At 68.0% G+C, this 23,567-nt stretch carries 23 protein-coding genes and 1 pseudogene; 14 read left to right on the forward strand and 10 right to left on the reverse strand.

Annotated elements, in window-relative coordinates; all coding sequences use genetic code 11:
• Positions 1–261 precede the first annotated feature (261 nt).
• Positions 262–582: a hypothetical protein gene (locus CFN78_RS24805; RefSeq protein WP_094865429.1), complete on the forward strand. Its 321-nt coding sequence runs from the start codon at positions 262–264 to the stop codon at positions 580–582.
• Between the two features lie 179 nt (positions 583–761).
• Here CFN78_RS24805 and CFN78_RS24810 read toward each other — a convergent pair whose 3' ends face one another.
• From CFN78_RS24810 to CFN78_RS24825, 4 genes are read right to left on the reverse strand one after another with little or no spacing between them, the layout of a single operon-like run.
• The gene (locus CFN78_RS24810) at positions 762–1,568 is read right to left on the reverse strand and encodes an SDR family oxidoreductase (protein WP_094865430.1); all 807 of its coding nucleotides are present in this window, start codon (positions 1,566–1,568) and stop codon (positions 762–764) included.
• Entirely contained in the window at positions 1,558–2,082 is a 525-nt protein-coding gene (locus CFN78_RS24815) for an SRPBCC family protein (protein ID WP_165777692.1), read from the reverse strand. The genes CFN78_RS24810 and CFN78_RS24815 overlap by 11 nt, the downstream gene beginning before the upstream one ends.
• Positions 2,079–2,405: an ArsR/SmtB family transcription factor gene (locus CFN78_RS24820; protein WP_094865432.1), complete on the reverse strand. Its 327-nt coding sequence runs from the start codon at positions 2,403–2,405 to the stop codon at positions 2,079–2,081. The genes CFN78_RS24815 and CFN78_RS24820 overlap by 4 nt, the downstream gene beginning before the upstream one ends.
• A gap of 45 nt (positions 2,406–2,450) precedes the next feature.
• Positions 2,451–3,041, reverse strand: coding sequence for an FAD-linked oxidase C-terminal domain-containing protein (locus CFN78_RS24825; protein ID WP_094865433.1), 591 nt, complete (start codon positions 3,039–3,041; stop codon positions 2,451–2,453).
• Positions 3,042–3,312: 271 nt separating this feature from the next.
• Between CFN78_RS24825 and CFN78_RS24830 the strand changes: the two genes are divergently transcribed.
• The 5 genes from CFN78_RS24830 to CFN78_RS24850 all read left to right on the forward strand — a co-directional run bounded on the left by CFN78_RS24830 (position 3,313) and on the right by CFN78_RS24850 (position 6,853).
• The gene (locus CFN78_RS24830; RefSeq protein WP_240519673.1) at positions 3,313–4,077 is read left to right on the forward strand and encodes a TetR/AcrR family transcriptional regulator; all 765 of its coding nucleotides are present in this window, start codon (positions 3,313–3,315) and stop codon (positions 4,075–4,077) included.
• Complete coding sequence (locus CFN78_RS24835) at positions 4,074–4,589, forward strand: methylated-DNA--[protein]-cysteine S-methyltransferase (RefSeq protein ID WP_094865434.1); 516 nt, start codon at positions 4,074–4,076, stop codon at positions 4,587–4,589. The genes CFN78_RS24830 and CFN78_RS24835 overlap by 4 nt, the downstream gene beginning before the upstream one ends.
• A 43-nt stretch (positions 4,590–4,632) precedes the next feature.
• A complete protein-coding gene (locus tag CFN78_RS24840; RefSeq protein WP_165777693.1) occupies positions 4,633–5,127 on the forward strand; it encodes an RNA polymerase sigma factor in 495 nt (164 codons plus the stop codon).
• Positions 5,124–5,741 carry a methylated-DNA--[protein]-cysteine S-methyltransferase gene (locus tag CFN78_RS24845; protein ID WP_094865436.1) on the forward strand — a complete coding sequence of 206 codons (618 nt, stop codon included), beginning with the start codon at positions 5,124–5,126 and terminating at the stop codon, positions 5,739–5,741. Before CFN78_RS24840 ends, CFN78_RS24845 begins: the two co-directional genes overlap by 4 nt.
• Positions 5,742–6,139: 398 nt before the next feature.
• Positions 6,140–6,853 (forward strand): 2OG-Fe(II) oxygenase, encoded by a 714-nt coding sequence (locus CFN78_RS24850; protein ID WP_094865466.1) that lies wholly within the window; start codon positions 6,140–6,142, stop codon positions 6,851–6,853.
• A 179-nt stretch (positions 6,854–7,032) separates the two neighbouring features.
• Here CFN78_RS24850 and CFN78_RS24855 read toward each other — a convergent pair whose 3' ends face one another.
• From CFN78_RS24855 to CFN78_RS24865, 3 genes are all read right to left on the reverse strand, one after another.
• Positions 7,033–7,944 (reverse strand): DUF2382 domain-containing protein, encoded by a 912-nt coding sequence (locus tag CFN78_RS24855; protein ID WP_094865437.1) that lies wholly within the window; start codon positions 7,942–7,944, stop codon positions 7,033–7,035.
• 185 nt (positions 7,945–8,129) lie between these two features.
• Positions 8,130–9,266, reverse strand: a complete 1,137-nt coding sequence (locus CFN78_RS24860; RefSeq protein ID WP_240519674.1) for a N(5)-(carboxyethyl)ornithine synthase — start codon at positions 9,264–9,266, stop codon at positions 8,130–8,132.
• A 154-nt stretch (positions 9,267–9,420) separates the two neighbouring features.
• Positions 9,421–10,200 (reverse strand): PE-PPE domain-containing protein, encoded by a 780-nt coding sequence (locus tag CFN78_RS24865; protein WP_240519675.1) that lies wholly within the window; start codon positions 10,198–10,200, stop codon positions 9,421–9,423.
• Positions 10,201–10,361: 161 nt separating this feature from the next.
• Here CFN78_RS24865 and CFN78_RS24870 point away from each other — a divergent pair, with 161 nt between their 5' ends.
• The gene (locus CFN78_RS24870; RefSeq protein ID WP_094865439.1) at positions 10,362–10,619 is read left to right on the forward strand and encodes a hypothetical protein; all 258 of its coding nucleotides are present in this window, start codon (positions 10,362–10,364) and stop codon (positions 10,617–10,619) included.
• Between the two features lie 74 nt (positions 10,620–10,693).
• On the opposite strand, the gene CFN78_RS24875 is transcribed toward CFN78_RS24870, so the two are convergent.
• Positions 10,694–11,227: an LppA family lipoprotein gene (locus CFN78_RS24875; RefSeq protein WP_094865440.1), complete on the reverse strand. Its 534-nt coding sequence runs from the start codon at positions 11,225–11,227 to the stop codon at positions 10,694–10,696.
• Positions 11,228–11,419: 192 nt separating this feature from the next.
• Between CFN78_RS24875 and CFN78_RS24880 the strand changes: the two genes are divergently transcribed.
• The 6 genes from CFN78_RS24880 to CFN78_RS28875 all read left to right on the forward strand — a co-directional run bounded on the left by CFN78_RS24880 (position 11,420) and on the right by CFN78_RS28875 (position 19,299).
• Positions 11,420–11,806 (forward strand): hypothetical protein, encoded by a 387-nt coding sequence (locus CFN78_RS24880; protein WP_240519676.1) that lies wholly within the window; start codon positions 11,420–11,422, stop codon positions 11,804–11,806.
• Positions 11,807–11,832: 26 nt separating this feature from the next.
• Entirely contained in the window at positions 11,833–13,818 is a 1,986-nt protein-coding gene (locus CFN78_RS24885) for a S9 family peptidase (protein ID WP_165777694.1), read from the forward strand.
• Entirely contained in the window at positions 13,815–15,125 is a 1,311-nt protein-coding gene (locus CFN78_RS24890) for an NAD(P)/FAD-dependent oxidoreductase (protein WP_240519677.1), read from the forward strand. The genes CFN78_RS24885 and CFN78_RS24890 overlap by 4 nt, the downstream gene beginning before the upstream one ends.
• A gap of 81 nt (positions 15,126–15,206) precedes the next feature.
• Positions 15,207–16,424 carry a PucR family transcriptional regulator gene (locus CFN78_RS24895; protein WP_094865442.1) on the forward strand — a complete coding sequence of 406 codons (1,218 nt, stop codon included), beginning with the start codon at positions 15,207–15,209 and terminating at the stop codon, positions 16,422–16,424.
• Positions 16,425–16,604: 180 nt separating this feature from the next.
• Complete coding sequence (locus CFN78_RS24900) at positions 16,605–18,818, forward strand: S9 family peptidase (protein WP_094865443.1); 2,214 nt, start codon at positions 16,605–16,607, stop codon at positions 18,816–18,818.
• A gap of 91 nt (positions 18,819–18,909) precedes the next feature.
• The gene (locus CFN78_RS28875) at positions 18,910–19,299 is read left to right on the forward strand and encodes a hypothetical protein (RefSeq protein WP_133116455.1); all 390 of its coding nucleotides are present in this window, start codon (positions 18,910–18,912) and stop codon (positions 19,297–19,299) included.
• A 280-nt stretch (positions 19,300–19,579) separates the two neighbouring features.
• On the opposite strand, the gene CFN78_RS24905 is transcribed toward CFN78_RS28875, so the two are convergent.
• A complete protein-coding gene (locus CFN78_RS24905; RefSeq protein ID WP_094865444.1) occupies positions 19,580–20,167 on the reverse strand; it encodes a TIGR03086 family metal-binding protein in 588 nt (195 codons plus the stop codon).
• A 664-nt stretch (positions 20,168–20,831) separates the two neighbouring features.
• On the opposite strand from CFN78_RS24905, the pseudogene CFN78_RS24910 reads away from it, so the two are divergent.
• Positions 20,832–21,612 (forward strand): annotated as a pseudogene (locus CFN78_RS24910) (transposase family protein).
• Positions 21,613–21,767: 155 nt separating this feature from the next.
• On the opposite strand, the gene CFN78_RS24915 reads toward CFN78_RS24910, so the two are convergent.
• Positions 21,768–23,261, reverse strand: coding sequence for a DUF4365 domain-containing protein (locus CFN78_RS24915; protein WP_094865445.1), 1,494 nt, complete (start codon positions 23,259–23,261; stop codon positions 21,768–21,770).
• Positions 23,262–23,567 lie beyond the last annotated feature (306 nt).

The following is a 23,567-nucleotide window of genomic DNA, read 5'->3' on the forward strand; positions in this document are numbered from 1 at the left end:
GCTGCCCTCGCGGGCAGCGAAACCTGTCCGTACGTCCTTGATCCACCGGCCGGTCACCGGCGGGGTGTTCGGCTCCGGAATCGGCGTTCGGCTATCTCCTCCTCGCAGGTAGCGGCAATTTCCGGGCTGTGCGAGTGAGCGCCGCAACCGTCCTTTCCGGCTTTTTCCGCGGTTGCCCGTCGCGGGACGGGGGCCTAACGTCGGGCGGGCAATGGAACGAGTCGGCAGCCCGAATTCACTTCGGTTCCACGGACAATCGCGGTGGCATTGTTCCGGCCGCGTCCGCTGTCGTTCGTTCACGCGCACAATGCGGAAAAACTGGAGTACCTGATGAAGTCTTTGCGTTCTCGCGCCGTTCTCGGTCTCGCTCTCGGCGCTGCGATCGTCGCCGCGCCGCTGACCGCGGGTGTGGCCGCCGCCCAAGCTCCGACCTGGGCTGTCGGTGGTGGTGGATACGACTCCAAGACGGAATGCGAGGAGGATGGACGGGCGATCATGGACGAGCCCAAGAACGGTGTCCTCGACTTCAGGTGTGTTCAGGACGGCGACTCGTGGACGATCTGGGAGCTCAAGGAACGCTGACCCTGAATCGCGGAAAAGTCCTTCGCTCCGGTGGTACCGGGACGGAGGACTTTTCTTTTCTCGCTGACGGCGCGCGGCTCGGCGGGTGAATTCGCTGGTCCGGGCCGAGTATGACGTGGGCGGCACGGTGCCGCGACCGAGTCCGGTATCGCGACGGATTTCCCGGGAGCGCGGACAGGTCACATCGGCGGATCGTCCCCGGTGTCGGCGAAACCGTACACAGTGGACAGATCGGCGACCGGTATCGTCCGGCCGGCGTGGCGGGAGGCGTCGCCGTCGGCCAGCAGCGCCAGTACCGCGCGGCCGCAGAACTCGACCGAGTCCGTGCCCGGCGGCAGTGCCCCGCCGGTGGCGGCCAGGATCGCCTCGGTCCTGGTGAAACCCGGCGAAAGGGCCAGTGCGGTGACGCCGTGCGGGCGCAGATCGTGCGCGATCGTCTCGGCGAGCCTGCTGATCGAGGTCATCGCCAGGTCGTAGAAGACGTGCCCGCCGATGACGGTGCCCGGATCGCCCGCGTAGCCGGTGAGGACGGCAAGCCCGCGACGTTCGATCAGCAGCGGTGCCGCGTGCCAGGCGGCGACCAGATGGCTGCGCACGCCCACGTCGATCATGTTCCGCCAGTGTTCCAGCGGCAATGTCCAGAACGGACCGCCCGTGAAGGGCAGCGCGTTACCGTCGCAGGCGTTGGCGACGAGCAGGTCCAGGCCGCCGTGCTCGTCCGCGATCCGCCGGAACAGCGCCGCCACCGCCTCGTCGTCGGTGTGGTCGACCACCACCGCGATGCCGTTGCCACCCCGGCCGGTGACCTGTTCTGCGGTGTCCTCGACGGTTCCCGGCAGCTCGGAGTACCGCCGTCTCCGGGACTCGCGATCGGTGAGGTAGACGGTGGCGCCCGCTTCGCCGAGCACCAGCGCGATCCCGCGGCCGATGCCGCGGGCCGCGCCGGTGACCACGGCGACCGTCCCGGGGCCGGGCTCAGCGCGCATCGGCCGGCGCCCCGGTGGCGATCGCGGCGTAGCGGTCCTCCAGCGCGGCGTACGCGACGAGGAAGCCAGGGTCCGCGCAGCCCCCGGCCGTACTGTCCACACCGGACAGATGGGCGCCGAGGTTGTCCAGGTGGACGTGCCAGCCGGCGCCGTACTGCACGGGGTCGACCGGAAGCCGGTCGTGGTCGAGGACGAGCAGGGTGCCGCCGGCGGTGTCCTGGAGCCGGAAACGCAGGCGGGACGGGCCTTCGCCGGTGTAGTCCCAGGTCATCGCGAACGTGTCCGGCGGATCCCAGGTGGTGACCGTGCAGGTGGCCGTCTCCGCCCCGTTCATCCGGAGCACGAACTCACCGTCCGCCGGAGTCCCCCGTTCGACGGGGGCGAGCCAGGCCCCGAGCCGCACCGGGTCGGTGAGGGCCTGCCAGACGGTCTCCCTGGAGGCGGACAGGGTGCGTTCCAGATGTGCGGAACCGGTCGCGCGGTCGACGGTGCCGAGCGGGGACGTCGTGGTCATCGTTCCTCCGGGTGATCGTTGAGATGGTCCTCGAGCGCGTCGAGCCTGCCGCTCCAGAAGCGCTGCTGGCGGGTGGCCCATTCGGCGATGTCGAGCAGGGGGCGCCGGTTGAGGCGGTAGACGCGGCGCTGGGCCGCGACCGTGCTGCTGACCAGCCCGGTCTGCCGCAGCACCTTCAGGTGCCGGGAGGTGGCGGGCTGGCTGATGCCGAACTCGGTACGGGTGAGGTCGGCCAGTTCGCCCGCCGTGGCCTCGCCGGTGCCGGCCAGTCGTTCGACGATGCTGCGGCGGACCGGGTCGGCCACGGCCTGGAAGGCGTCCATACCTGTATGGAACACCGTAGTTATATAACTGTCAAGCGAAATAAATCAGTCGAGCAGCACCCCGGGGTTGAGCACGCCCTGGGGGTCGAGCGTGCCCTTGACCGCGGGCAGCGCCGCCGCGAAAAGCTCCGGCCGCTGCCGGTCGTACCGGGGCCGGTGGTCCCTGCCGACGGCGTGGTGGTGGGTGATCGTCGCGCGGTGCCTGCTCAGCGTCTCGCCGGCGGCGGCCTTGATCTCGTCCCACATGGCGACCTTCGAGCCGCGGCGGCCGGGCGCGATGACGGTGAGGTACGGCGCCGCCCCGTCCGGATAGGCGTGGGTGAATCGGTGGTTGACGATGCCGTCCGTGCCGCAGACCGCCCGCACGGCAGCGCCGACCTCCGTCCGCACCGCGTCGACGAGTTCGGGCACCCGTTCCCAGGTGGTCGCCGTCTCGAAGGTCTCCACGATCGCGCTCATCCTGGCCAGGCCATCGCCGGAACCACTGAACGTCGCCTCGCCGGGATCGAGCAGCCCGTAGTTCGACGGGAGCATGCCGGACTGCGCGACCGCTCGCAGGGCCTCGGTCGCCGCGGCGGTGCTGTCGAACCGGACGGCGGCGGAAGCCTTGTGCCGTGGGCGATCCCGCAGCCGCATCCACGCCTCGGTGATGACGCCGAGGGTGCCAGATCGGCCACGTCCGGCACCGGCAGCGGTGTGCCGGACAACCCGAGCAGCGCGCCGAGACCGGCGCACTCCTCGTCGCCGACGGCCTCGGCCGTCCGGCCCCAGCCCCACCACGATCGCTGTGCCGCGTTCATCGTTTCCTCTCACCGGTTCGGGCCGCAGCGTAGGCGCGGGACACCGAGCCCGTCACGAACAGGCGATGTGCACGGATAGCGGGCCGCCGGTCTGTTAACTTCCGACGGTGTCGATCACCTCGCAGGACTTCCAGCGTGCCCGTCGTCCGGAACAGGTCCGGCTGCGCAGGCACGCCATTCTCGACACCGCAATGGCGATGTTGCGCGAGCGTCCGGTGGCCGAGATCAGCCTGCGCGATCTGAGCGAACGCGTCGGGCTGGCGAAGTCCGGGATGCTGCGCTACTTCGACAGCAAGGAGGCGATCTTCCTGGAAGTGCTCGACCGGACCCGGACGGAATGGCTGGCCGGGCTGACGGCCGAGCTGCCCCGCCCGGCCACCCGCGAGACCGGCGCGCCGTTCGCCGAGCCCTTCGCCGCCGAGACCGCCGTGGCGGCGGCGATCGCCGGTTCGCTGGCCCGGCAGCCGCTGCTGTGCGAACTGGTCAGCGTCACCGGGGGCGTGCTGGAACGCAACATCTCCGCGGGCTTCGCCAGGACGTTTCGGCAACGCGCCGAAGCGGGCACGGATCGGCTGTCCGTCCTCATCCGCGGGTGCCTGCCCGAGCTGCGAGCCGAGCAGGCGCGCGTCGCGGCCTCGGCGGTGTTCGTGCTCGTCGCGGGACTCTGGCCGTATGCCACGCCCACCGCCGCCGTCGCCGCGCTCGCCGGTGTGCCGGGCGGCGAGCGGGAGAGGTTCGCCGCCGAACTGGGCGAGGCGCTGGCGAACCAGCTCGCCGGAATCAGTGCGCGAGCGGCTCACGTTCCGCGCCGCCCCGGCGTCTACCGGACAGCGGAACACACTGCCGCGCAACGGAAGGGACCGACGAGATGAGTGTGACGCACACGGTGCTCGGCACTCCGCTCGGCGACCTCACGGTCGTGGCGAATGACGACGGATTGACCGGCGTGTACTTCGAGGGGCATCGGCGGATGCCCGATCCGGACGGATTCGGCCCGCGTAGCGCGGACGGTTTCGCCGAGGCCGAACGGCAATTCGGCGAGTACTTCGCCGGTGAGCGCACCCGTTTCGACCTGGCGCTCGCGCCGGAGGGCAACGAGTTCCAGCGCCGGGTGTGGACGCTGCTGACCGAGATCCCGTACGGACATACCCGCTCCTACGGCGACCTGGCCGCCGAGCTCGGTGACCCGCTTGCACCAGGGCACGCCCTTGCGCAAGCGGTCGGCTCGGCGAACGGCCGCAACCCGCTGTCCGTGGTCGTACCCTGCCACCGGGTGGTCGGCGCGGACGGCAACCTGGTCGGATACGCGGGAGGCTTGGCACGCAAGCGTTTCCTGCTGGACCTGGAGGAACCTTCTGAGCTGGCGGCGTCGAGGCTGTTCTGAGCAGGCGAGCTCACGTTCCGCCGCTCCGGAACGTCTACCGGGTGTGACAGTGAGACCGTTCGAGCGGATCGTGGCCGAGTACGGGCCGGCGGTGCTGCGCGTCTGCCGGGCCGTGGCCGGTGCCGCCGACGCGGAGGACGCCTGGTCGGAGACCTTCCTGGCCGCGTTGCAGGCCTACCCCGACCTGCCGGCCGGGGCGAACGTCGAGGCGTGGCTGGTGACCATCGCGCACCGCAAGGCGATCGACGTCCACCGGGCGCGGGCCCGCCGCGCGGTGACCGTGGAACACCTGCCGGAACGGCCCGCCCCGCCGCCGGTACGCCCGGAGGACCGGGACGGTGATCTCTGGGCCGCGCTGGCCGCCCTGCCAGGGAAGCAACGCCGGACGGTGGCCTACCACTACCTCGGCGGCCTGCCCTACGCCGAGGTCGCCGCCATTCTCGGCGGTACGGCCGAGGCGGCGCGCCGCGCCGCCGCCGACGGCATCCGCACGCTGCGCGCCACCTACCCCGCGACCCCGGGAGGGGACGATCGATGACGCACGACGAGGAACACGAGGCCAGACTCCTGCTCGGCGCGTTGCCGCCCGTCGACGAGGACACGACCGCCCGTCTGCACGCCCGGTTGGCCGCCGCCGCGCAGCGGGACGGCGTGCTCGATCTCGCCTACCGCACCCTGGACACCCCGGTCGGTACTTTGCTGCTCGCCGCCACAGAGGACGGGCTGGTGCGGGTGGCCTACGACCGGGAAGGGCTCGACGCCGTCCTGGACAGGCTCGCCGAGGCGGTCAGCCCGCGCGTCCTGGAAGCACCGCGGCGGCTGGACTTCGCGAGCAGGCAGGTCGAGGAGTACTTCGACGGGCGGCGGCGGGTGTTCGACCTGGCGCTGGATCTGCGGCTGGCCAAGGGGTTCCGCCGCAGCGTCCTGGAGCACCTGCCGGACATCGGCTACGGGAGCACGGAGAGCTACGCCGAGGTGGCCGCGGCGGCGGGCAGCCCTCGGGCCGTGCGCGCGGTCGGTACCGCCTGTGCCACCAATCCGCTGCCTGTCGTCGTGCCGTGTCACCGGGTGGTCCGTTCGGACGGTTCGGCGGGCGGTTACGTCGGCGGCTCGGAGGCCAAGCGCACGCTGCTCGACCTGGAGGCGGCGTGAGCGACCGTGGCGAAGCCGCTCGCGCCGGCCGACCGGGTGCGGGTGTCCCGCGGGATGCTGGAGGCGGCGTGAGCGACCGTGGCGAAGCCGCTCGCGCCGGCCGACCGGGTGCGGGTGTCCCGCGGGATGCTGGAGGCGGCGTGAGCGACCGTGGCGAAGCCGCTCGCGCCGGCCGACCGGGTGCGGGTGTCCCGCGGGATGCTGGAGGCGGCGTGAGCGACCGTGGCGAAGCCGCTCGCGCCGGCCGACCGGGTGCGGGTGTCCCGCGGGATGCTGGAGGCGGCGTGAGTGACCGTGGCGAAGCCGCTCGCGCCGGCCGACCGGGTGCGGGTGTCCCGCGGGATGCTGGAGGCGGCGTGAGTGACCGTGGCGAAGCCGCTCGCGCCGGCCGACCGGTCTTGGGGGACGGGTTCGCCGAGCGGGTCGGTGCCGCGGACTGGGACGCGGTGACCGGCGAGCTCGACGAGTACGGCTGCGCGCTTCTGCCGCCGCTGTTGACGCCTCGGGAGTGCGCGGATCTCGCCGCGCTGTACGAGGACGTGTCCCGGTTCCGTTCCACGATCGACATGGCTCGTTACCGTTTCGGCCGGGGTCGGTACCGCTATTTCGCCGAGCCGTTCCCGGAGCCGGTGCGGCGGTTGCGGGAGGAGCTGTATCCACGTCTGCTGCCCATCGCCCGCGACTGGTACGTCCGGCTCGGCCGGCAACCGGAGTGGCCGGACACGCTCGCCGAGTGGCTGGACGTCTGCCATCGGGCGGGTCAGCGACGGCCGACGCCGATCCTGCTGCGGTACGGGCCGGGTGACTGGAACGCCCTGCACCGCGATCTGTACGGCGACAGGGTGTTCCCGTTGCAGGTGGTGCTGAATCTCGACGAGCCGGGGCGTGACCACACCGGTGGCGAGTTCCTGCTTGTCGAGCAGCGGCCACGGGCGCAGTCGCGGGGGACCGCCACGTCCATCCCGCAGGGCAGGGGGCTGGTGTTCACCACCCGTGACCGGCCGGTGCGTTCGGCGCGGGGCTGGTCGGCCTCGCCGGTGCGGCACGGCGTATCGGCCGTCCGTTCGGGGCGCAGGCACACCCTTGGTCTCGTGTTCCACGACGCGACCTGACGCCGTGGCCTTCACTTTGCTGGACGCACACGGGAAGCCGTACCGGTCGGTGCTGCCCGGCACCGGCGTGCACGCCGACGGGCGTACCTGGCAGGTCAGGCCGCACCGTGCTGGTCGACCGCACGTGACAACGAGCCCTCCCCGCGCGGCGGGGAGGGCCCGTTCGGGGCGCGGCGGGGCTACTTCTGCTTGCCGCCGCGCTTGGTGTCGTCGTCGATCTCGATCTGTTCCTTGCGGACCTGACCGGAGACCGTCTGCTCCTCGGTCACCTTCTCGGTGCCCAGCCGGACCCGTTCCACGGGCACGGATTCCTTCTGCACCACGGGCTTCTCGGCGTGCAGGATGACGTCCTGGGAGTCCTCACCGATCTCGCTCCGGACGCCGCGGGTGCCCTCGGTGATCGGCTCGCGTTCGAGCCGGACCTCCTCGTGGCTGACCGGCACGGTCACCTGCTGCTCCTCGGTCACGACGTACTTGCGCAGGCGGACGTGGCCGGTCTCCACCTCCTCGGTGCCGACCTTCATCTGCTCCTCGGAGCGGATCATGCCTTCGGAACCGGTTTCCGCCTTGGCGTGCTGCGAGCCGCCCGGCTTGGCGGAGCGGTCCTTGGCCGCCGGCATCTCGGCGGGCGTGCCCATGCGGCCACCCGCGGCGCCGGCGGTTCCGGCCGCTGCACCCGCTGTTCCGGCGGCCATTCCCTGGCGCATGCCGGCCTGGTCCTGGCTGTGCTTCTGCCGGTTTCCGGAATGCGCGTCGTCCTCACGCTGGCCGGATCGCGGCGAAGGCAATCCGTAGTAGCGGTAGAGTTCGGCGCTCTCCTCCTTGGAGAGGTGACCTTCGGCGTCGAACTGCGGTGCGTCGGAAACCTGGTCCTTCGCCACCTTCACGTGCACGCCGTCGTTGTCGACGTCGGCGCCGGAAAGCGGGACGAAGCTCTCCTTGTGACCGAAAAGGCCGGTCTTCACGGTAACCCACTCGGGCTGGTGGGTGTCATCGTCGACGTAGACGGTCCCCACCTTGCCGATCTTGCTGCCTTCCGGGTCCATGACCGTACTGTCGATCAAGTCCTGCGGGCGGATCGTGCGGTCCATGGCTACCGCTTCCTTTCGCGTTCTCTGCGATTGGTGATTGCGATTCGTGTCTGACGAACGCGTTCACCATCGCCCCGGTGCGGAGTGACCTGCAACCGCTGACCCCCCAGGTGGGCGTCGCTTGTTCGTGTCAGTTTGAAACCATGGAAAACGGACACACCCAGTGGTGAGAAATATGATTCATATTAGTGGCCGGGTGTCCCGAGGAGGGGGTACGGAAATTCCTCGGAACGGTGCTGGAATGCCAGAATGTTGCGATTCTGGATGTGCCCTTCGCGGATCTCGATCGACCGCCGGATCGTCTCGTCGCCGTCCCACGATCCAGTGAGGACGGTGCGCAGGTACGGCAGCAGCGCCTCGCTGATCTCCCAGGTCGCCGAGTTCCACAGGTGCGAGGGGCTGTGGTCGACGGCGTAGTAGGTGACGTTGTCGCCGACGACGAACGTCGGCTCGGTGAAGGTGGTCGGGCGGGCCCAGCTGAAGCCCATGCCCTCGTCGCAGGAGACGTCCACGATGAGGCTGCCAGGGGACAGCGCGGCGAGGTCGTCCTCGATCAGGAAGGTGAGCGGGGCGTTGGTGTCCTGCAGGACGCAGTTGACGATCACGTCGTGCTGGGTGAGGAACTCGGCCAGCGGGACCCGGCCGCCCTCGATGAGCGCGTGGCTGCGCCGGGGATCGTCGGGGGCGTGGGCGTCGTGTTCGAAGTGGACCATCCGGGCCGAGTGGATCGGCGCGCCGACGGCAGTGACCCCGCGGTTGGTGAGCACGTCGATGTCGTGCACGCCGTGCGCTTTCAGCGCTGTGACCGCACCCCGGGCGGTGGCGCCGAAGCCGATCACCGCGGCCCGCAGGCGGCGGCCGTAGTCGCCGGTGGAGCCGATCGTCTCCAGGCCGTGCAGCACCGAGCAGTACCCGGCGAGCTCGTTGTTCTTGTGGAAGACGTGCAGGTTGAACGCACCGTTCGCGGTCCAGTGGTTCATCGCCTCGAACGCGATCAGCGTGAGACGGCGGTCGATCGCGGTCTGGGTGAGCTTCTCGTCCTGCACGCAGTGCGGCCAGCCCCAGAGGACCTGTCCGTGGCGCAGTTCGGTGAGATCCTGTTCCAGCGGTTTCGCGAGCAGGATGACGTCGCATTCGGCGATGAGCTGTTCGCGGGAGCACAGGCCGCCGACGGATTCCGCGAGGCGTTCGTCGGGAATGCCGAAGCGTTCGCCGTAGCCGTGTTCGAGGAAGATGCGTCCGCGCAGATCCGGATCGATCCGTTCGAAGTGCAGCGGATGGATGGGGAGGCGGTGCTCGTGCTCCTTGCGTGAGCGCGACATGACTCCGAGACTGAGCTGTTTCACTGGCGCCCCTTTGGTTGAGACCTGTCTAGCACAGGCCGGGAGACGCCCGGCAGCGCCGTAAGGGGTGCACGCGCACGGCGGGCCGCCGCGGACGATGTCCGCGACGGCCCGGTGTTCGGTGACTCTGTGCTCAGGAAGGGAAGGGGGGACGGCAGTTCTGTCGTCCCAGGCCGACCGATCCGTTGGTGTAGACGCCGTCGGCGAGCGAGTCGCTCATGATCGAGCGGCCGTCCGGGCGTGCCCACTGATAGCACTGGTGCTGCGCGAAGTAGCCACCGGCAGCCTCGGGGGTGTTGAAGTGGCAGACGCCGTCGGAGTCGATGCAGTACCGGATGAACGGGATGCCGTTGAACTCCGTGCGACCGGGGCCGGGGGAGATGTACCCGCCGAACGGGACACCCATGCCGGGCGGGATGTTCGCGCCGATTCCCGTTCCGGGCGGGCCGACCGGCTGCATCGGGTCTGCGTAGAGCTTCGCGCTGAAGCGGCCCTTGTCCACCGGGAGCGCGCCGTTGGCGAGATCGTTGAGTACCCGGTTCGCGACGATGGCACCCTGCGAGTAGCCGACGATGGTGAACTGGTCGCCGGGGTGGGCGTTGAAGGTGTCGACGACCGCGCGGTTGGCGTTCTCGTGCCCGATGTTGATGCTGACGTCCATCGGGGTCTGGTCGCAGCCGGGGAGTCCGGGGCCGCCTGCCGGGTAGTTCACGCGCACCGGATTGCCGCCGCCGAGCCAGGCGTTGTTGTAGACGTTCGCGGGACCGTCGCAGGTGCCGCCGATGAGGATGTAGTGGTGACCGGCCTGCTGGGTCGTCTCCGCCTGGGCGAACGATGCGGTCGCACCGATCGCTCCGGCCGCCAGCGCGGTCACCATCATGCCGATCAAGCCGGCACGCCGCCCCTTCCGCATGTTCTGTTCCTTTCGGCCGCGATACATCGTGGGTATGTGGGAAGCTGACGCTAGCACATTGGCGAACAATATTGTTCGCCAATGTGGCGCATCGTTCCCGCTGCGCACACGGCAATCGGCCGAACGGGGGCTCAGGTGTCGAGGATTGCCCGGAGCCTCCGGTGACGGGTATCGACAGCACGCTCGGCGACCTGGCCGTGCCGCGCTGGCTGGTCGGCACAGCGGCGCTCGGCGCGATCAGATACAACAAGCCGCGACAACCTCCTGTTGCGGAGTTGCGCGGCCGACGGCCGGTGCGCGAACGCGGTATCCGCAGACGGAGCTGGCCGCGCTCGTACCGCGAACTCGCGACGAGTCAAGGCGAACTGGGCCTCGGCGCGACGGCGATCGAGTCCGAGAAGCATGCGATGCCGACCTGAGAAATACGGCATCGCCGAAACGCACGGCCGGGATTCACAGACTGAATTGTCGTAGATCGTCAGTCCGTGAAGAATCAGCCCGCGTCCGCGGGTGCTCCTCGCTGACGTGCGGCGTCCCCGAAGTGGCATGCAGTACTGACCGACATTGAGGTATCGACTTCGGTCGAAAGGCTGAAGTCGATACCGTAGGAATCGAAGAAGCGAACCTGATGGTTGCCGGGCTGATCCTTGAAGACTTGCTGTCGTTCGAACCCGTATCGTTTGCCGACTTCGGCCACCTGCGCGACGACCTTCGGCCACGCGTCGTCCGGGATCGCAGCCTTCGGCACGCCGCCGTTGATCCGACGGGTGCCGGCGTCCTGTCCGAGGCCGGGGAAGTCGAATTCGCACGCGGCCCCGCCGACAGCGGTCCCCTTCGGGGGTATCCCGCCGACCTCCACGGTGATGCGCTGTACTTCGGCCACAAGTTCCTTGTACTGCTCCGTGGCATCCTCGAAGCTCGGCCGCTCGAGAAGCTTGTCGTACTGCTCCTGGGCGGAGCCAGCGTTCGGGTCGTTGTTGATGTCCTTGCCCTCCGTGCCGCATGCTGACATCGCGAATACGAGCACCGGCCCACTTCGGGCCAGCGGAGCGGCCGGTCGCGGACTTTGTCGTGTTTTCCGACTGTATTTGCTTCGGTAGGTGCGACGGATGTCGCCCCGCCTTCCCTGGACGGTCGGCAATCGTCGGATGTGCGGTGTGGGTGACGCGGTGAGAATCGTCGGTGTTCCACGGATACGTCGGAGGTTGTAATGGAGTTCATGTCGCAGGAGCACGTCGAGGCGATGAACGAGTTGCTGACCGGTTCGGAGGAAGTGTCGGTCGCGGCAAGGAAATTGCCACGCGAGTACGTGCTCGGCTACGAACTCACCGACGGTCCTGCCGACGGCGCGACCGTTCACTGGCAGCTACGGTTCGGTACCGGCGGCACGACCTTCGCGCTCACCGCGGTGCCGGACGCGGATGTGCTGCTTCGCGGTGATTGGCGCGTGGCATTGACCGCGATGGCGCGCAACCGTCGGAGCGAGGAGCAGGTCGACGACGGGCTGGTCGCCGACGGGGACATGGAGTCCTTGATGGCGGCGGTGGGCGAACAGTTCGCCGTCGCCCGCAAGGTGGCGACCCTCGAGACCACTTTCCCGGTCTGACCGGCGCCGACGGGCGGGACAAGATTATGGAAGACCTGTCGAACACAGTCGCTTACCGCAAGGTGTACGACCATCTTCGCGCCTTGCACGAACCGTCGTTCGGCCGTCCGCATGCGCTGCGGGAGCCGCACGTGACCCGTGACGGCGGGCGCACGGTGGTGACCGGCGCGGTCCTGGACGAACTCACCGGTCTGCCCAGAACCGTGGTGTACACCACGGAGGACGGGGAACTCCGCGCGGTGACCGCCGGCCGGGCATCAGCGCGGGGGGCACGATTCTCCCCGGACGGCGGCACACTCGCGTTCCTCTCCGACCGTCGCGAGGCCGGCGTCTTCCAGTTGCACCTGCTCGACGACGACGGGCCGGCCGAGGCCTCACCCGCGCCGGAGGTGCCCGGCACCGTCGAGTACGCCCACTGGTCGCCGGACGGACGTATGGTCCTGCTCGGTGTCGCCGGGCTGGGCGCGGACCTGTCCGGGGGACAGGGCTCGGGTTCCACCGCGCGGCGGAAGCAAGACAAGCCGTCGTGGTTCCCGGAAGTCGAGGACGAGGGCACCGGTGGCGTCGACACGTGGCGCAGCCTGTGGATCTACACGGTGGCTACCGACTCGCTGACCCGGTTGTCCCCGGAAGGCCTCAACTGCTGGGAAGCCGGGTGGTGCGGGCCTGGCCATGTCGTCGCGATCTCGTCCGGTGAGCCGGGGGAAGCCGCGTGGTACACCGCGCGGCTGAGCCTGCTCGACTCCGCCGGCAAGGTACGCACGCTGCTGGACAGTCCCGTGCAGCTGGGTCTGCCCGCCGGTTCGCCGGACGGGAACCGGGTGGCCGTGGTCGAAGCCGTGTGCAGTGACCGCTGGGTGGTGGCCGGTGATCTGCTGCTGGTCGATCCGGCCTCCGGCGCGGCGCGCCGAATCGACACCAAGGGCGTCGACGTCACCCAGGTCGAATGGCTCGACGCACACCGCCTCGGCTACCTCGGGCAGCGCCGGCTCGACTCCGTCGCCGGGATCGCCGACGTACCCGGCGACCTCGTCCGGGAGGTGTTCGCCACCGAGTCGTCCTGTAGCGGTGGAACCTTCTACGCCAACGGCGCGTTCACCGCGGACGGCCGGGTGCTGACCGTGCAGGACTCCTACACCGTGGCACCCCGGCTCGTGCTCACCGGGCAGAGCGGCGGCGAAATGCTGGCCTCTGTGGCCCACTCGGGTACCGACTACCTCGCTTCGGTCGCGGGCACGGCCGAGTCGACCACCTGGACGGCACCGGACGGACTGGAGATCGACGGAATCCTGTGCCGCCCGGCGGGGAACGGACCGTTCCCGTTGGTGGTCAACGTTCACGGCGGACCCATCTGGTCGTTCCAGAACTCGTGGTCGATGCGCTCGTCCTGGGTGCCGCTCCTGGTCGCCCAGGGCTACGCGGTGCTGAGCCCCAACCCTCGAGGCAGTAGTGGCCGGGGCCAGGAGTTCGCGGCCCGCGTGGTCGGCGACATGGGTGGTGCGGACACCCATGATCAGCTGTCCGGTATCGACGCCCTGGTCGAGCGCGGCATCGCGGACCCGGCCCTGCTCGGCCTGATCGGCGGCAGCTACGGCGGGTTCATGTCGTCCTGGCTGGTCACGCAGGACCCCCGTTTCGCGGCCGCCGTCCCGATCTCCCCGGTCACCGATTGGTACAGCCAGAGCTTCACGAGCAACATCGCGGCCTGGGGCAACCGGTTCCTCGATGCCGATCCGGAGACACCGGGTACCCGGGCGCACACCCGCAGCCCGGTGCTGCACGCGAGCAAGGTACGTACGCCGTGCCTGAACGTCGCGGGCGCGCTCGACCGGTGCACACCACCCGGGCAGGCCACGGAGTTCCATCACGCCCTGCGTGCCCAGGGCGTGCCCTCGGCGCTGGTGATCTATCCGGAAGAAGGGCATGGCGTACGGGCGTTTCCCGCGCAGATCGACTTCCTCGCCCGGGTCCTGCGGTGGTTCGACCGGTACCTGCTCGGGCGGGAATCGTGAAACCCGGGATCGGCACGGACGCCGTGGTGATCGGCGCGGGAGTGATCGGTTCGGCGATCGCGCTGGAGCTGGCCAAGACGGGCCGCCGGGTCGTCGTCGTGGACCGCGCGAGTGGAGCGGGGCAGGGATCGACGAGCGCGTCGAGTGCCGTGGTCCGGTACAACTTCTCGACCCTCGCCGGGGTGACGGCCGCGTGGGAGGCGCATTTCTGCTGGGCGGCGTGGGCCGAACATCTCGGCCACGACGTCGGGGCCCTGGCCCGGTTCGAGCGTTGTGGCCTGGTGATGCTCGACGTGGACGCGGCGCCGCGCTCGGGCTGGCTGCCGCTGTTCGACCAGGTCGGCGTGCCGTACGAGGAATGGGATGCCGCGACGCTGGCCGAGCGGATGCCCGGTATCGACGTGGGTCGGTACTGGCCGCCCAAGCGGATCGACGAGGAGGAGTTCTGGGCGGGCACGGAGAGCACGCTCGGTGGGGTCTGCACTCCGGACGCCGGGTACGTCACCGATCCCCAGTTGGCCGCGCGGAACCTCGCCGACGCGGCGGTCGCGGAAGGCGCCGAGTTCCGCTTCCGAGGCACGGTGGTGGCGGTCGAGTCCGCTGGTGGGCGGGTCACCGCGGTCGAGCTCGCGGGCGGGACCAAGGTCTCCGCGCCGATCGTCGTCAACGCCGCCGGTCCGTGGTCGGGCAGGCTGAACGAGCTGGCCGGTGTGGGCGCGGACTTCACCGTCGGCGTGCGGCCGATGCGGCAGGAGGTCGCCCACGTGCCCGCGCCCGAGGGCTACCACCCGGCGGACGGGGTGGGGCCCGCGGTCGCGGACATCGACCTGGGCATCTATCTCCGCGGTGAGGTCGGCGGCGGACTGCTCGTCGGCGGCACCGAGCCGGACTGCGATCCGTTCCAGTGGCTGGACGATCCGGACGAGGTCGACCTCAACCCGACGATGGCGGTGTTCGAAGCCCAGGTGACACGGGCGGCGCGGCGGTTGCCCGGGCTGCGGGTGCCGAACCGGGCCCGCGGGGTCGTCGGCGTCTACGACGTCGCCGACGACTGGACCCCGATCTACGACCGCACCGAACTGGCAGGGTTCTACGTCGCGATCGGCACCAGCGGCAACCAGTTCAAGAACGCCCCGGTGGTCGGCAGGATGATGGCGGCGCTGGTCGATCAGGTCGAGGCAGGCGCAGACCACGACCACGAACCCGTGCGGTACAAGGGACCGCACACCGGCCTGGCAATCGATCTCGGCACCTTCTCCCGCAAACGACGGCGCAACACCGGCAGTTCCGGTACGGTGATGGGCTGACACCCGTCCTTTCCGCACGGTCTACATTGGATGGCGGGCGGTGCTGTGACCGGCAGGCCTGCGGCCGAGCGGAGGGACGTCATGTCGAACGACGACCTTCAGTCCATTGTGGATGAACTCGCCGAACGACTGCGACGTTCGGTCGCGATCGACGATCCGACGATCCGACTGCTCGCCGCGAGTCGGCACTTCGGTGACGAGGACCCGGTCCGTGTCGGTTCCGTGCTCAACCGGTCGGTCGATTCGGAGATGGCCGACCGGGTCCTCGCCCTGGGCATCGCCCGCTGGGACGCTCCGGGCGTCATGACCGTCGAAGGCGCGCTGCCCCGGCTGTGCGTGCCGGTGCGCTGCAACGACATGCTGCTGGGTTACCTGTGGCTGATCGACAAGGACGGCGAGTTCACCGGCCGGGAGACGAGCGCCGCGAGTGAAGTGGCGGCCACCGTCGGCACGCTGCTCTACCGCCGGCTGCTGCTGCACGAACGCTGGAAAGCGAGGCAGGAAGGTATCCTGCGGGAGCTCGTCTCCACCGACGACGCCGTGCGTGCCCAGGCGGTCGAGGACATGATCGCCGAGCAACTGCTCGGTGACGAATGCACGCGGTTCACCGTGCTCGCCGTGCAGTGCCGGAGCACGCACACGATGTCGGCCCCGCAACAGGTGGCTTTCGAGGCAGCGATCGAAGAGGGCACCCGGACGATGGGCGAACCCACATTGATGGTGGCCAACCGGACGCGGGCGTGGATTCTGCTGATCCAGCGCCGTTCACCGTCGAAGACGCTGGTGGATTCCCTCGCCGACCGGATCGCCGGCCGCTTCCGCCGGCTCACCGATGACAGCGTGCGTCTGGTCTTCGGGCTGGGCGGCACGGTGGACAGGATCGACGCCGTCGCCACCTCCTACCAGCAGGCACTGCTGGCCGCCCGCGCCGCGATGCTGCTTCCGAGTGTCGGCGAACTCGCCCGTTGGGGCGAACTGGGCGCGTACGAGCTGCTGTTGAAACTGCCGCTGGACGATCTGCTGAACACGTCTCCGGTGCCGGCGCTGGCGGTGTTGGAGAAGGAGGACAGTCACCATGTCCTGATCGACACCCTGACGGTCTTCTTCGACTACGGCGGCAATATCCAGCGCATCGCGGACTCCCTGAACATCCACCGTGCCACGCTGTACCAGCGTCTCAAGCGCGTCGAACAGATCACCGGCTGCAGCTTCGACAATGGCGACGATCGGCTCATGCTGCACCTCGGCCTCAAGCTCCGCGCCCTGAGCAACGCTTACCGCGACCAGTTCGGCGGATGAGCAGCGAACAGCCTCTGCTACGCCGAAGACAGGCGACGAACGTCGAACGCCGGGGGGACCAAAAGACGACGTTTGTCGAGCGTGGCGGCCGGTGCTCTGCGGCACCATCGAACATACCGACCTCCGCGGATCCCTTCTGGAGCCGCGGTTTCCCGCAGCCATCTGTGAAGGAGAACGACCATGACCGTTGGCCATGCCGGGTTCGACCGTTTCATCGAGGGTCTCGACGACTTCGTCACCGGTGGCGCGGTTCTGCCCGCCTGGTCCCCGGACGGCAAGTCGCTGGCTTTTCTCGAAGGGACGGCGGAGGAGCGCACCGGACGGCTCGTCGATCTCGAATCCGGGCGCGGTGAGCCGCTCGTCGCCGACGTCGGCGCGCTGCGGGCAGCGGTCCGCGCGGCGACCGGGCAGACCCCGGCGGGGAAGGGGATACCGTTCGACCACATCGGTTTCACCGGCCCGCGGCAGTTGGCCGCGGTGGTTGGTTCGAGCCGGGTGACGGTCGATCTCGACAGCGGCGAGGTCACCGTGCCGGCCGCGGAACGTCCGCTCGATGTCCACCACGGACTCCCGGACAGCGTCCGCCGGACGCCGAAGGAGTTCCTGCGCACCATGCCGTTGGTGGACCCGATGAAGGCACGGGAAGTCGTTTCACCACAGGGTGACGCGTTCGTGTCCACAGTAGATGGAAACGTTGTGCTGCGTTCGGTCGCGGACAATCGCACAGCACCGTTGACCAGTGACGGCACTCCCGAGCACGAGTACCGCTTCGACCAGGTCGATCCACAGCTGACCGCGCTGGGTTTGGCGTTCCCGGTATGCAACTGGTCGCCGGACGGCACGCGGCTGGCCGTCTATCGCGTCGACAACCGCGGTGTGCACCAGGCTCCCCAGGTCCATAACCTCAAGCGTGAGGATGAGGTGGTCCACCGGTATCACGCCAAGGCAGGCGGCCCGCTCGAGCGCACCACCTTGCACGTGCTCGACGTTTACGGCCGGGCACCGGTGGAGCTGGACCTCGGCGACACGACCGATACGTATCCGGTGCACGCGGCCTGGCTACCCGATGGTGCGCACCTGGTGCTCTTCGTGCTGCGCCGTGACTGTCGCCGGGGCGAGGTGTTGCTCGCAGACGCGGCCACCGGTTCGACCCGGCTGTTGTTCGCCGAGGAGAGCGAGACCTTCCTGCGGATTCACCACGACGTGTACTTCGGCAAGAAGGTCGGCCTTGCCCTTACTCCGGACGGTACCCGGCTGCTCTGGCTGTCCGAGCGTTCCGGTTGGAAACACCTGTACCTCTACGACCTCGAAGGCAACCTGGTCCGGCAGTTGACCGATGGGGAATGGCCGGTCGACTACGTGCAGCGGGTCGATGACGAGCACGTCTACTTCACCGCGCACCTTGACCAGAAGCGGCCCTACGACGTGCATCTGGCGCGAGCACCGCTCGGCGGCGGCTCGGTCGAGCAGCTCTCGGAGCAGCCGGGCGTGCACGCAGCGATGTTCGCGCCGAACGGCGAGGCACTGATCGACACCTTCTCGACGGCAGCCGAGGCGCCGCGCAGCGTGCTGCGGCGCGCGGACGGTTCGCTGATCTGTGAGCTGTCCACCGCCGACACCTCGAAACTCGAGTGGATGCCACCGCAGCAGTTCACCGCCACCGCGGCCGACGGGGAAACCGAGCTGTGGGGGGTGTTGTTCTTCCCGGCGGATTTCGACGAAACGAAACGGTACCCGCTCATCGAGTACGTCTACGGCGGACCGCAGATCGCGGTGGCACCGCACGCCTTCAACGGTACCTTCGCCAAATCCGCCCAGGCACTGGCGCAGCTCGGCTACGTCACCTTCATCGTTGACGGGCGGGGGACGCCGGAACGCTCGAAGGCATTCCACGACGTGGTGTACCAGGACTGGAACGGCGCACTGGTATCGGATCACGCCGCCGTCGTCCGGCAGTTGAAAGAGCGGCACTCTTTCCTCTCCGAGGCGAAGGTCGGCGTGATCGGACACAGTTGGGGTGGATACTCCGCGTTCCGCCTCGCCGCCGAACGCCCGGACGTCTACACCGCCGCGGTGTCCTCCGCGCCGGGCTTCGACCCCTATTCTTCGGTGCTCTACGAGTGCTATCTCGGCTTTCCGCAGACCGACGTCGACGCGTACCGGAAAGCCGAGCTCTACCCGCTTGCCTCCCGGTTGTCGGCGGAATTCCTGCTTGCCTGTGGAACGATCGACCATGCCACCTGGACCGACAGCATCAAGATGTCCGAGGCGCTGATCCGAGCCGGAAAGGACCACGAGTTCGTCGTTCTTCCTGGGCAGATGCACGGATTCGACGCGGTGCATGACAGCTACTTCTGGCGGAAGGTCGCCGACTTCTTCGGCACGCACCTGTAGCAGGGGAATCGATGATCGGCCCGGCCACGCCCCGCGCTCCCGCGTATCCTCGTACGACGCATGGGCCCACGTGGGTGGTGACGTTCAGCCAATGCTCAGGGCCGATGTGCTCCGGATACCAGTCGAGGTCGCTGTGGAGCAGCGTTGCGAATCCCTCACCCCGACGCTGCCAGAAGACCAGATCCCGGCCGAACACGTTCACATGGTGCTGCACGATGTCCGATGGACCGAACTCGACGCCCGCCGTGGATTCGTCGTCCACCTTCTGGTCCGGGCTGATGGTGATCGTCTTGAACACATCGCCTTTGCGCCGCGCCGACAGCAGTTGCTTGGTGGCACTGGCCCAGCAGAGACGATCGGTGTCCGGGCACGCACATCGCAGAGCACCGGAATGCCGCCATTGGCCCATGTGCCGCCGTGGTCGCCGATCGGCACGGCGTACCCGTCGGCCCTGCGCCACGAACGGCCGCTCTTGACCTGAATCCTGACTAGGTCTTTGATGACCTCATCGTTCTCGCGGAACTCACGGGGTAGGGATCGGGCACAGCAACATCCCTCCACACCAATACAACAACAGGCGATCTCGGATGTCACAGATCCCTTCGGCAACCATCTGCTATTGCGCAAGATGCGGATGCTTCAGCCCGTTTGGGCGAGAACGGCGACTATTGCGGCGGCTGGCGTCAGGTAAGCAGCGAACGGCAGCAGTGGTCGATCGCCATCTGTGTTGGCTGGGAGTTCGGCTGGCCGCGGCAGTCCGCTCAGACCGGACTGCTGACCGAGCGCCCGAGGTGGGCCATGAGCCGGTTAGTGGGCGTCGAGTGTTCGGGCACGAATTGGGCAGGCCCGAACCCACCCGGTCGCCGCAGCATGTCCTCGGGCACCGACTCCACCAGTCCGCGGCAGAACGCCAGCAGTTGCTCGGGTAGTTCGACTGGCCGGCCCTGGGAGTGGTTCACGTCCCAGCTGTGCAGGGCCAGGTCCGAGACGGGGTAGGTCAGTGCCCGCCGCAATGGGACCTCACCTTCTGGAGACACCCGCGGTGCCTCGAGGTCGGCGCCGGGTAGGGCGTCCCGCAACCGCGCGGCCAGCTCGCGAAGCCGAGCGGCGGGGTCCTCGCATACCCAGTCGGCAGGTTCGGAGGGACCTCGGCGGACCACTCCGTTCTCGACAAGCGTCACGACTTTCGTCGCGCTTCCGGTGGCGTGCCCCACCAGGTCACGCACGCTCCAGCCGTCGAGGTTCGACGGCTGGTCCCAGCTTTTCGGCGGTGTCCGCTCGACCGCCTCGATGAACAGGGCCATCGCTTCGGTGGCCATCGTGCCGATCCGTGCAGTCGCGTCGTTCATGACCACACCGTAAGACCGATCCCCGACAACCCGTGTCCAGCGGAACCGGCACGCCCCGCGTCGCCCGGCCCTGACGCCCGGTTCGAACAGCATCCGCATGAAACCAGGCGCGCCGTGAGCTGCGGATTGCTGGGAAAGCCAGGGCAGTCCCTCGTCGCCTGAGGTAGGTTCGGATCCTGTTGAGTACGCAAAAGTCCTGGTCACAGTGTTGACCTGGAGTCGTGCCCAGTGCTATTCGTTCGACGAAAAAACTCTACGCGCCAGGTCCCGGCTGCCGAGGTCGACTATTTCCTCGCCGAGCGCTTCGGCTGATCTGTTCAAGTAAATCGCCGCAGACAAGTGGAACCGGAGTCATTCCCTCTTGTGGTATTGAATTCAGTCCTCTGTCTAGTTGCGGTGTTCGAATTGGAACGAAGTCAATACCAGGCCTAGTAAAGCGAGTGGCTCTTCTCGGAACGTCGACCCGGTAGCTGATCTTTAACAGGGGCAGGCGAGGCTGACCCCGCGGGCCGACTGTGGGAGATGGTCGTGGTGCTGGTGTACGGCTAGGGCTAGGCGGTCCAGGACGTCACCTCGTTGCTCGAGGTCAAATCCGGCTACGTACGCTAGGGATGTCTCGTAACCCGATGTGGGTCTTGCCGGGTCGGTAGTTGATCATGGTGTGGTGCAGGTGATCTCGGCGTCGCGGTCGGAGTGGATTGCCCCGTTCACGGGGTTGGAACCGGGTCAGTTCCGCAAGTTGGTGCGGATCGTGGCGAAACGTGGTGGTGAGGACATTGCCGATGGTCGTCCTGGTCGTCAGTGGCGCCTCGACCTGGCCGATCGCGTGCTGCTCGTCGCGACCTATTGGCGCACGAACCTGACGATGCGCCAGATCGGGCCGCTGTTCGGGGTGTCGCACTCGGCGGCGCACCGGGGGAAGCGACACCATCGGACCACTGCTGGCGCTGGCAGCGGTCCGCACGCGGCGGATCGACGCGGTGGCGATCGTCGACGGAACCTTGGTGCCCACGCGGGATCACCGGTTGGCGGCGCCGTCGAAGAACTACCGGTACTCGGCGAACGTGCAGGTCGCTATCGACGCCGACACCCGGCTGGTCATCGCCACTGGCGACGTGCATCCGGGCAACCGCAACGACTGCACCGTCTACCGCGACTCAGGAATCCAGCAGCAACTGGCGGGGCGGCCGGTGCTGGCCGACGGCGGCTACCAGGGCAATCCCGACGTGCTCATGCCCTACCGGCAACCGCGCGATGGTGGCGATTTGCTGAAATGGCAGGAATCCCTCAACGCCGACCACCGCACGATCCGCGCCCGAGTCGAACACGCCCTGGCCCGGATAAAATGCTGGAAGATCCTGCGCGACTACCGCCGCGCCGCCAGCACCCTGAACGACACAGTGTCCGGAATCGCCCACCTCCACAACATCCTCCTCACAGACTGACCCACAACCCAACCCCACCAACCACAAGATCAGTTACGAGACATCCCTTAGGCGATCCACGCGTTCAACGAGCGGGGTTCGACGCGCTGGACCCACAGTAGAACGGGGGACGATTGGAGATGATCGGTGAGGCGATCTCGAACGGATCTGACTGATCATCGGGGGCTTGCTGTGCCGTCACCGTTGGTGGACACCTGCCGGACGAACAACTCCTCCGGCCAGAAGGTGTCTCCAAGCATTAGCTGATCGAAAAGCACGCAGACGGTTCCAGGTGTTTCCTCAGAATCCCAGACGGCCGACACGTTCCGGCCGCGTTCGTTCCCGTGCCGGCTCAGCCAGTAGATTCTGTCGCCCGGCCTGAGCTTGAAAGCCGATACGCGCTCCCGGTGCGACGACATGTGAGTACTCGGTTGTCCGACCCGCGCGCTGAACCCGTATTCCGCGGCTGGCCGGGGGCCTCGCCAGACGATCCGGAACTGCTCATCGATCGGTAGCGCAGGCGACCCCACCTGCACTTCTTTGACCAGGTAGAACGTGACGAGCCGGCGCGCCTTGTCCGACATCTCGCGCCACGGTTTCGAGAGCGCTTCGGGATGTGCCTGGGCATCTGCCTCCAACTCTGCGGCGATGGTAGCCAGATCGTGATCCGTCGCGGTTTCGGTGCGGAGCTCCTGAATCGACCGGGTCAATGTGTCGGGCTCGATCCAAAGGTGCTGTTCAATTCGTCTGGCTACGTAGTTGTCATGTGCGTCGATATTGGTATCAAGCGGCGGATCGTCGACGGTGGGGTTGCGAGCCCACTGAGCCGCGTCGAAGCAGGCCGCCAGCCACTGCGCCTCGGCCGTGCTCAGTATCGTGCCCGCCAATACGGGCATGCCGGGAAGGAGACCTGGACGACCGTTGGGATGGAAATGCTCAGGGCCGAAATGCTCGGGATACCAGTCGAGGTCGCTGTGGAGCAGGGTTGCGAATCCCTCACCCCTGCGCTGCCAGAAGATCAGATCCTCGCCGAAGACGTTCACATGGTGCTGCACGATGTCTGATGGACCGAACTCGACACCCGCCATCTCGCCCAACTGGGACTGGATGATCCGGTTGCCCCGATAGCGGCTCAAATAGCCTCTGATCTCGGCGACGAAGTCCACAATGGATTTGTCGTCCAACTTCTGACCCGGGCGAATGGTGATCGTCTTGAGCACCTCGCCGCCGCGCCTCGCCGACAGCAGTTGCTTGGTGGCATTGGACCAGTAGAGACCATCGGTGTCGGGGTCATGCACAACGCAGAGCACCGGAATGTTGCCATCAGCCCATGTGCCGCCGTGGTCGCCGATCGGCACGGCGTACCCGTCGGCCCTGCGCCACGAACGGCCGCCCTTGATCTGGATCTTGACTAGGTCGCCGGTGACCTTACCGTCCTCAGTGAACGTGACGTGTTGGTCCTCGCCGAAGTCGTTCTGGCCGTCCACCTCCTGAACGATATGATTGTGTCGCTCAAGAAGCGCCCGCAGCGCGTTGACCGCCGCCCGGCTGGGTCTGCGAGCGTCAGGCACCTTCGGCAACGAACCCCTCCGGATCACGGTGCGCGGCGACCGGACAGACGGTCCGCGACTGGTTTGGGCGCGGTCGGAGGACAGTGGCTGGTGGCTCATTTCAGTACGCGCGGCTATCCCCCGCTGCGTTTGGGGCTGCCGAACGATCCTGTTCCTGGGTCACTTTACCCTGGCAAGGATGGTCGTTCAGCTTCTGACCAGTGCGCACCCAACAAGGCAATATACGACCCTAAACCCGCTGCTCAGCGGAGTCCAGGTCTCCGTGTGTCACCCACATACCAAGATCAGAGGCGACGGATACCGACGGGGCCGCAGACATCGATCGCGGACAGTGACACCTGTCGCGCTCCGGTGAACGTCACTGGTCACTTACCTGCCGCTTGGCGCGTTGAGGGACTCCCCCCC

Origin of the sequence: Amycolatopsis antarctica, from assembly GCF_002262875.1 — a bacterium.
Taxonomy (GTDB): Bacteria; Actinomycetota; Actinomycetes; order Mycobacteriales; family Pseudonocardiaceae; genus Amycolatopsis; species Amycolatopsis antarctica.

What these genes read in the sequence shown, in the direction of transcription:
- CFN78_RS24820 (WP_094865432.1), bottom strand. Translation starts at nt 2,405, where the DNA reads ATGGACGCCTTCCAGGCCGTGGCCGACCCGGTCCGCCGCAGCATCGTC.
- CFN78_RS24915 (WP_094865445.1), bottom strand. Translation starts at nt 23,261, where the DNA reads ATGAGCCACCAGCCACTGTCCTCCGACCGCGCCCAAACCAGTCGCGGA.
- CFN78_RS24880 (WP_240519676.1), top strand. Translation starts at nt 11,420, where the DNA reads ATGTCGCAGGAGCACGTCGAGGCGATGAACGAGTTGCTGACCGGTTCG.
- CFN78_RS24905 (WP_094865444.1), bottom strand. Translation starts at nt 20,167, where the DNA reads ATGAACGACGCGACTGCACGGATCGGCACGATGGCCACCGAAGCGATG.
- CFN78_RS24860 (WP_240519674.1), bottom strand. Translation starts at nt 9,266, where the DNA reads ATGTCGCGCTCACGCAAGGAGCACGAGCACCGCCTCCCCATCCATCCG.
- CFN78_RS24895 (WP_094865442.1), top strand. Translation starts at nt 15,207, where the DNA reads ATGTCGAACGACGACCTTCAGTCCATTGTGGATGAACTCGCCGAACGA.
- CFN78_RS24885 (WP_165777694.1), top strand. Translation starts at nt 11,833, where the DNA reads ATGGAAGACCTGTCGAACACAGTCGCTTACCGCAAGGTGTACGACCAT.
- CFN78_RS28875 (WP_133116455.1), top strand. Translation starts at nt 18,910, where the DNA reads ATGCTCAGGGCCGATGTGCTCCGGATACCAGTCGAGGTCGCTGTGGAG.
- CFN78_RS24835 (WP_094865434.1), top strand. Translation starts at nt 4,074, where the DNA reads ATGAGTGTGACGCACACGGTGCTCGGCACTCCGCTCGGCGACCTCACG.
- CFN78_RS24865 (WP_240519675.1), bottom strand. Translation starts at nt 10,200, where the DNA reads ATGCGGAAGGGGCGGCGTGCCGGCTTGATCGGCATGATGGTGACCGCG.
- CFN78_RS24855 (WP_094865437.1), bottom strand. Translation starts at nt 7,944, where the DNA reads ATGGACCGCACGATCCGCCCGCAGGACTTGATCGACAGTACGGTCATG.
- CFN78_RS24825 (WP_094865433.1), bottom strand. Translation starts at nt 3,041, where the DNA reads ATGCGGCTGCGGGATCGCCCACGGCACAAGGCTTCCGCCGCCGTCCGG.
- CFN78_RS24845 (WP_094865436.1), top strand. Translation starts at nt 5,124, where the DNA reads ATGACGCACGACGAGGAACACGAGGCCAGACTCCTGCTCGGCGCGTTG.
- CFN78_RS24810 (WP_094865430.1), bottom strand. Translation starts at nt 1,568, where the DNA reads ATGCGCGCTGAGCCCGGCCCCGGGACGGTCGCCGTGGTCACCGGCGCG.
- CFN78_RS24900 (WP_094865443.1), top strand. Translation starts at nt 16,605, where the DNA reads ATGACCGTTGGCCATGCCGGGTTCGACCGTTTCATCGAGGGTCTCGAC.
- CFN78_RS24815 (WP_165777692.1), bottom strand. Translation starts at nt 2,082, where the DNA reads ATGACCACGACGTCCCCGCTCGGCACCGTCGACCGCGCGACCGGTTCC.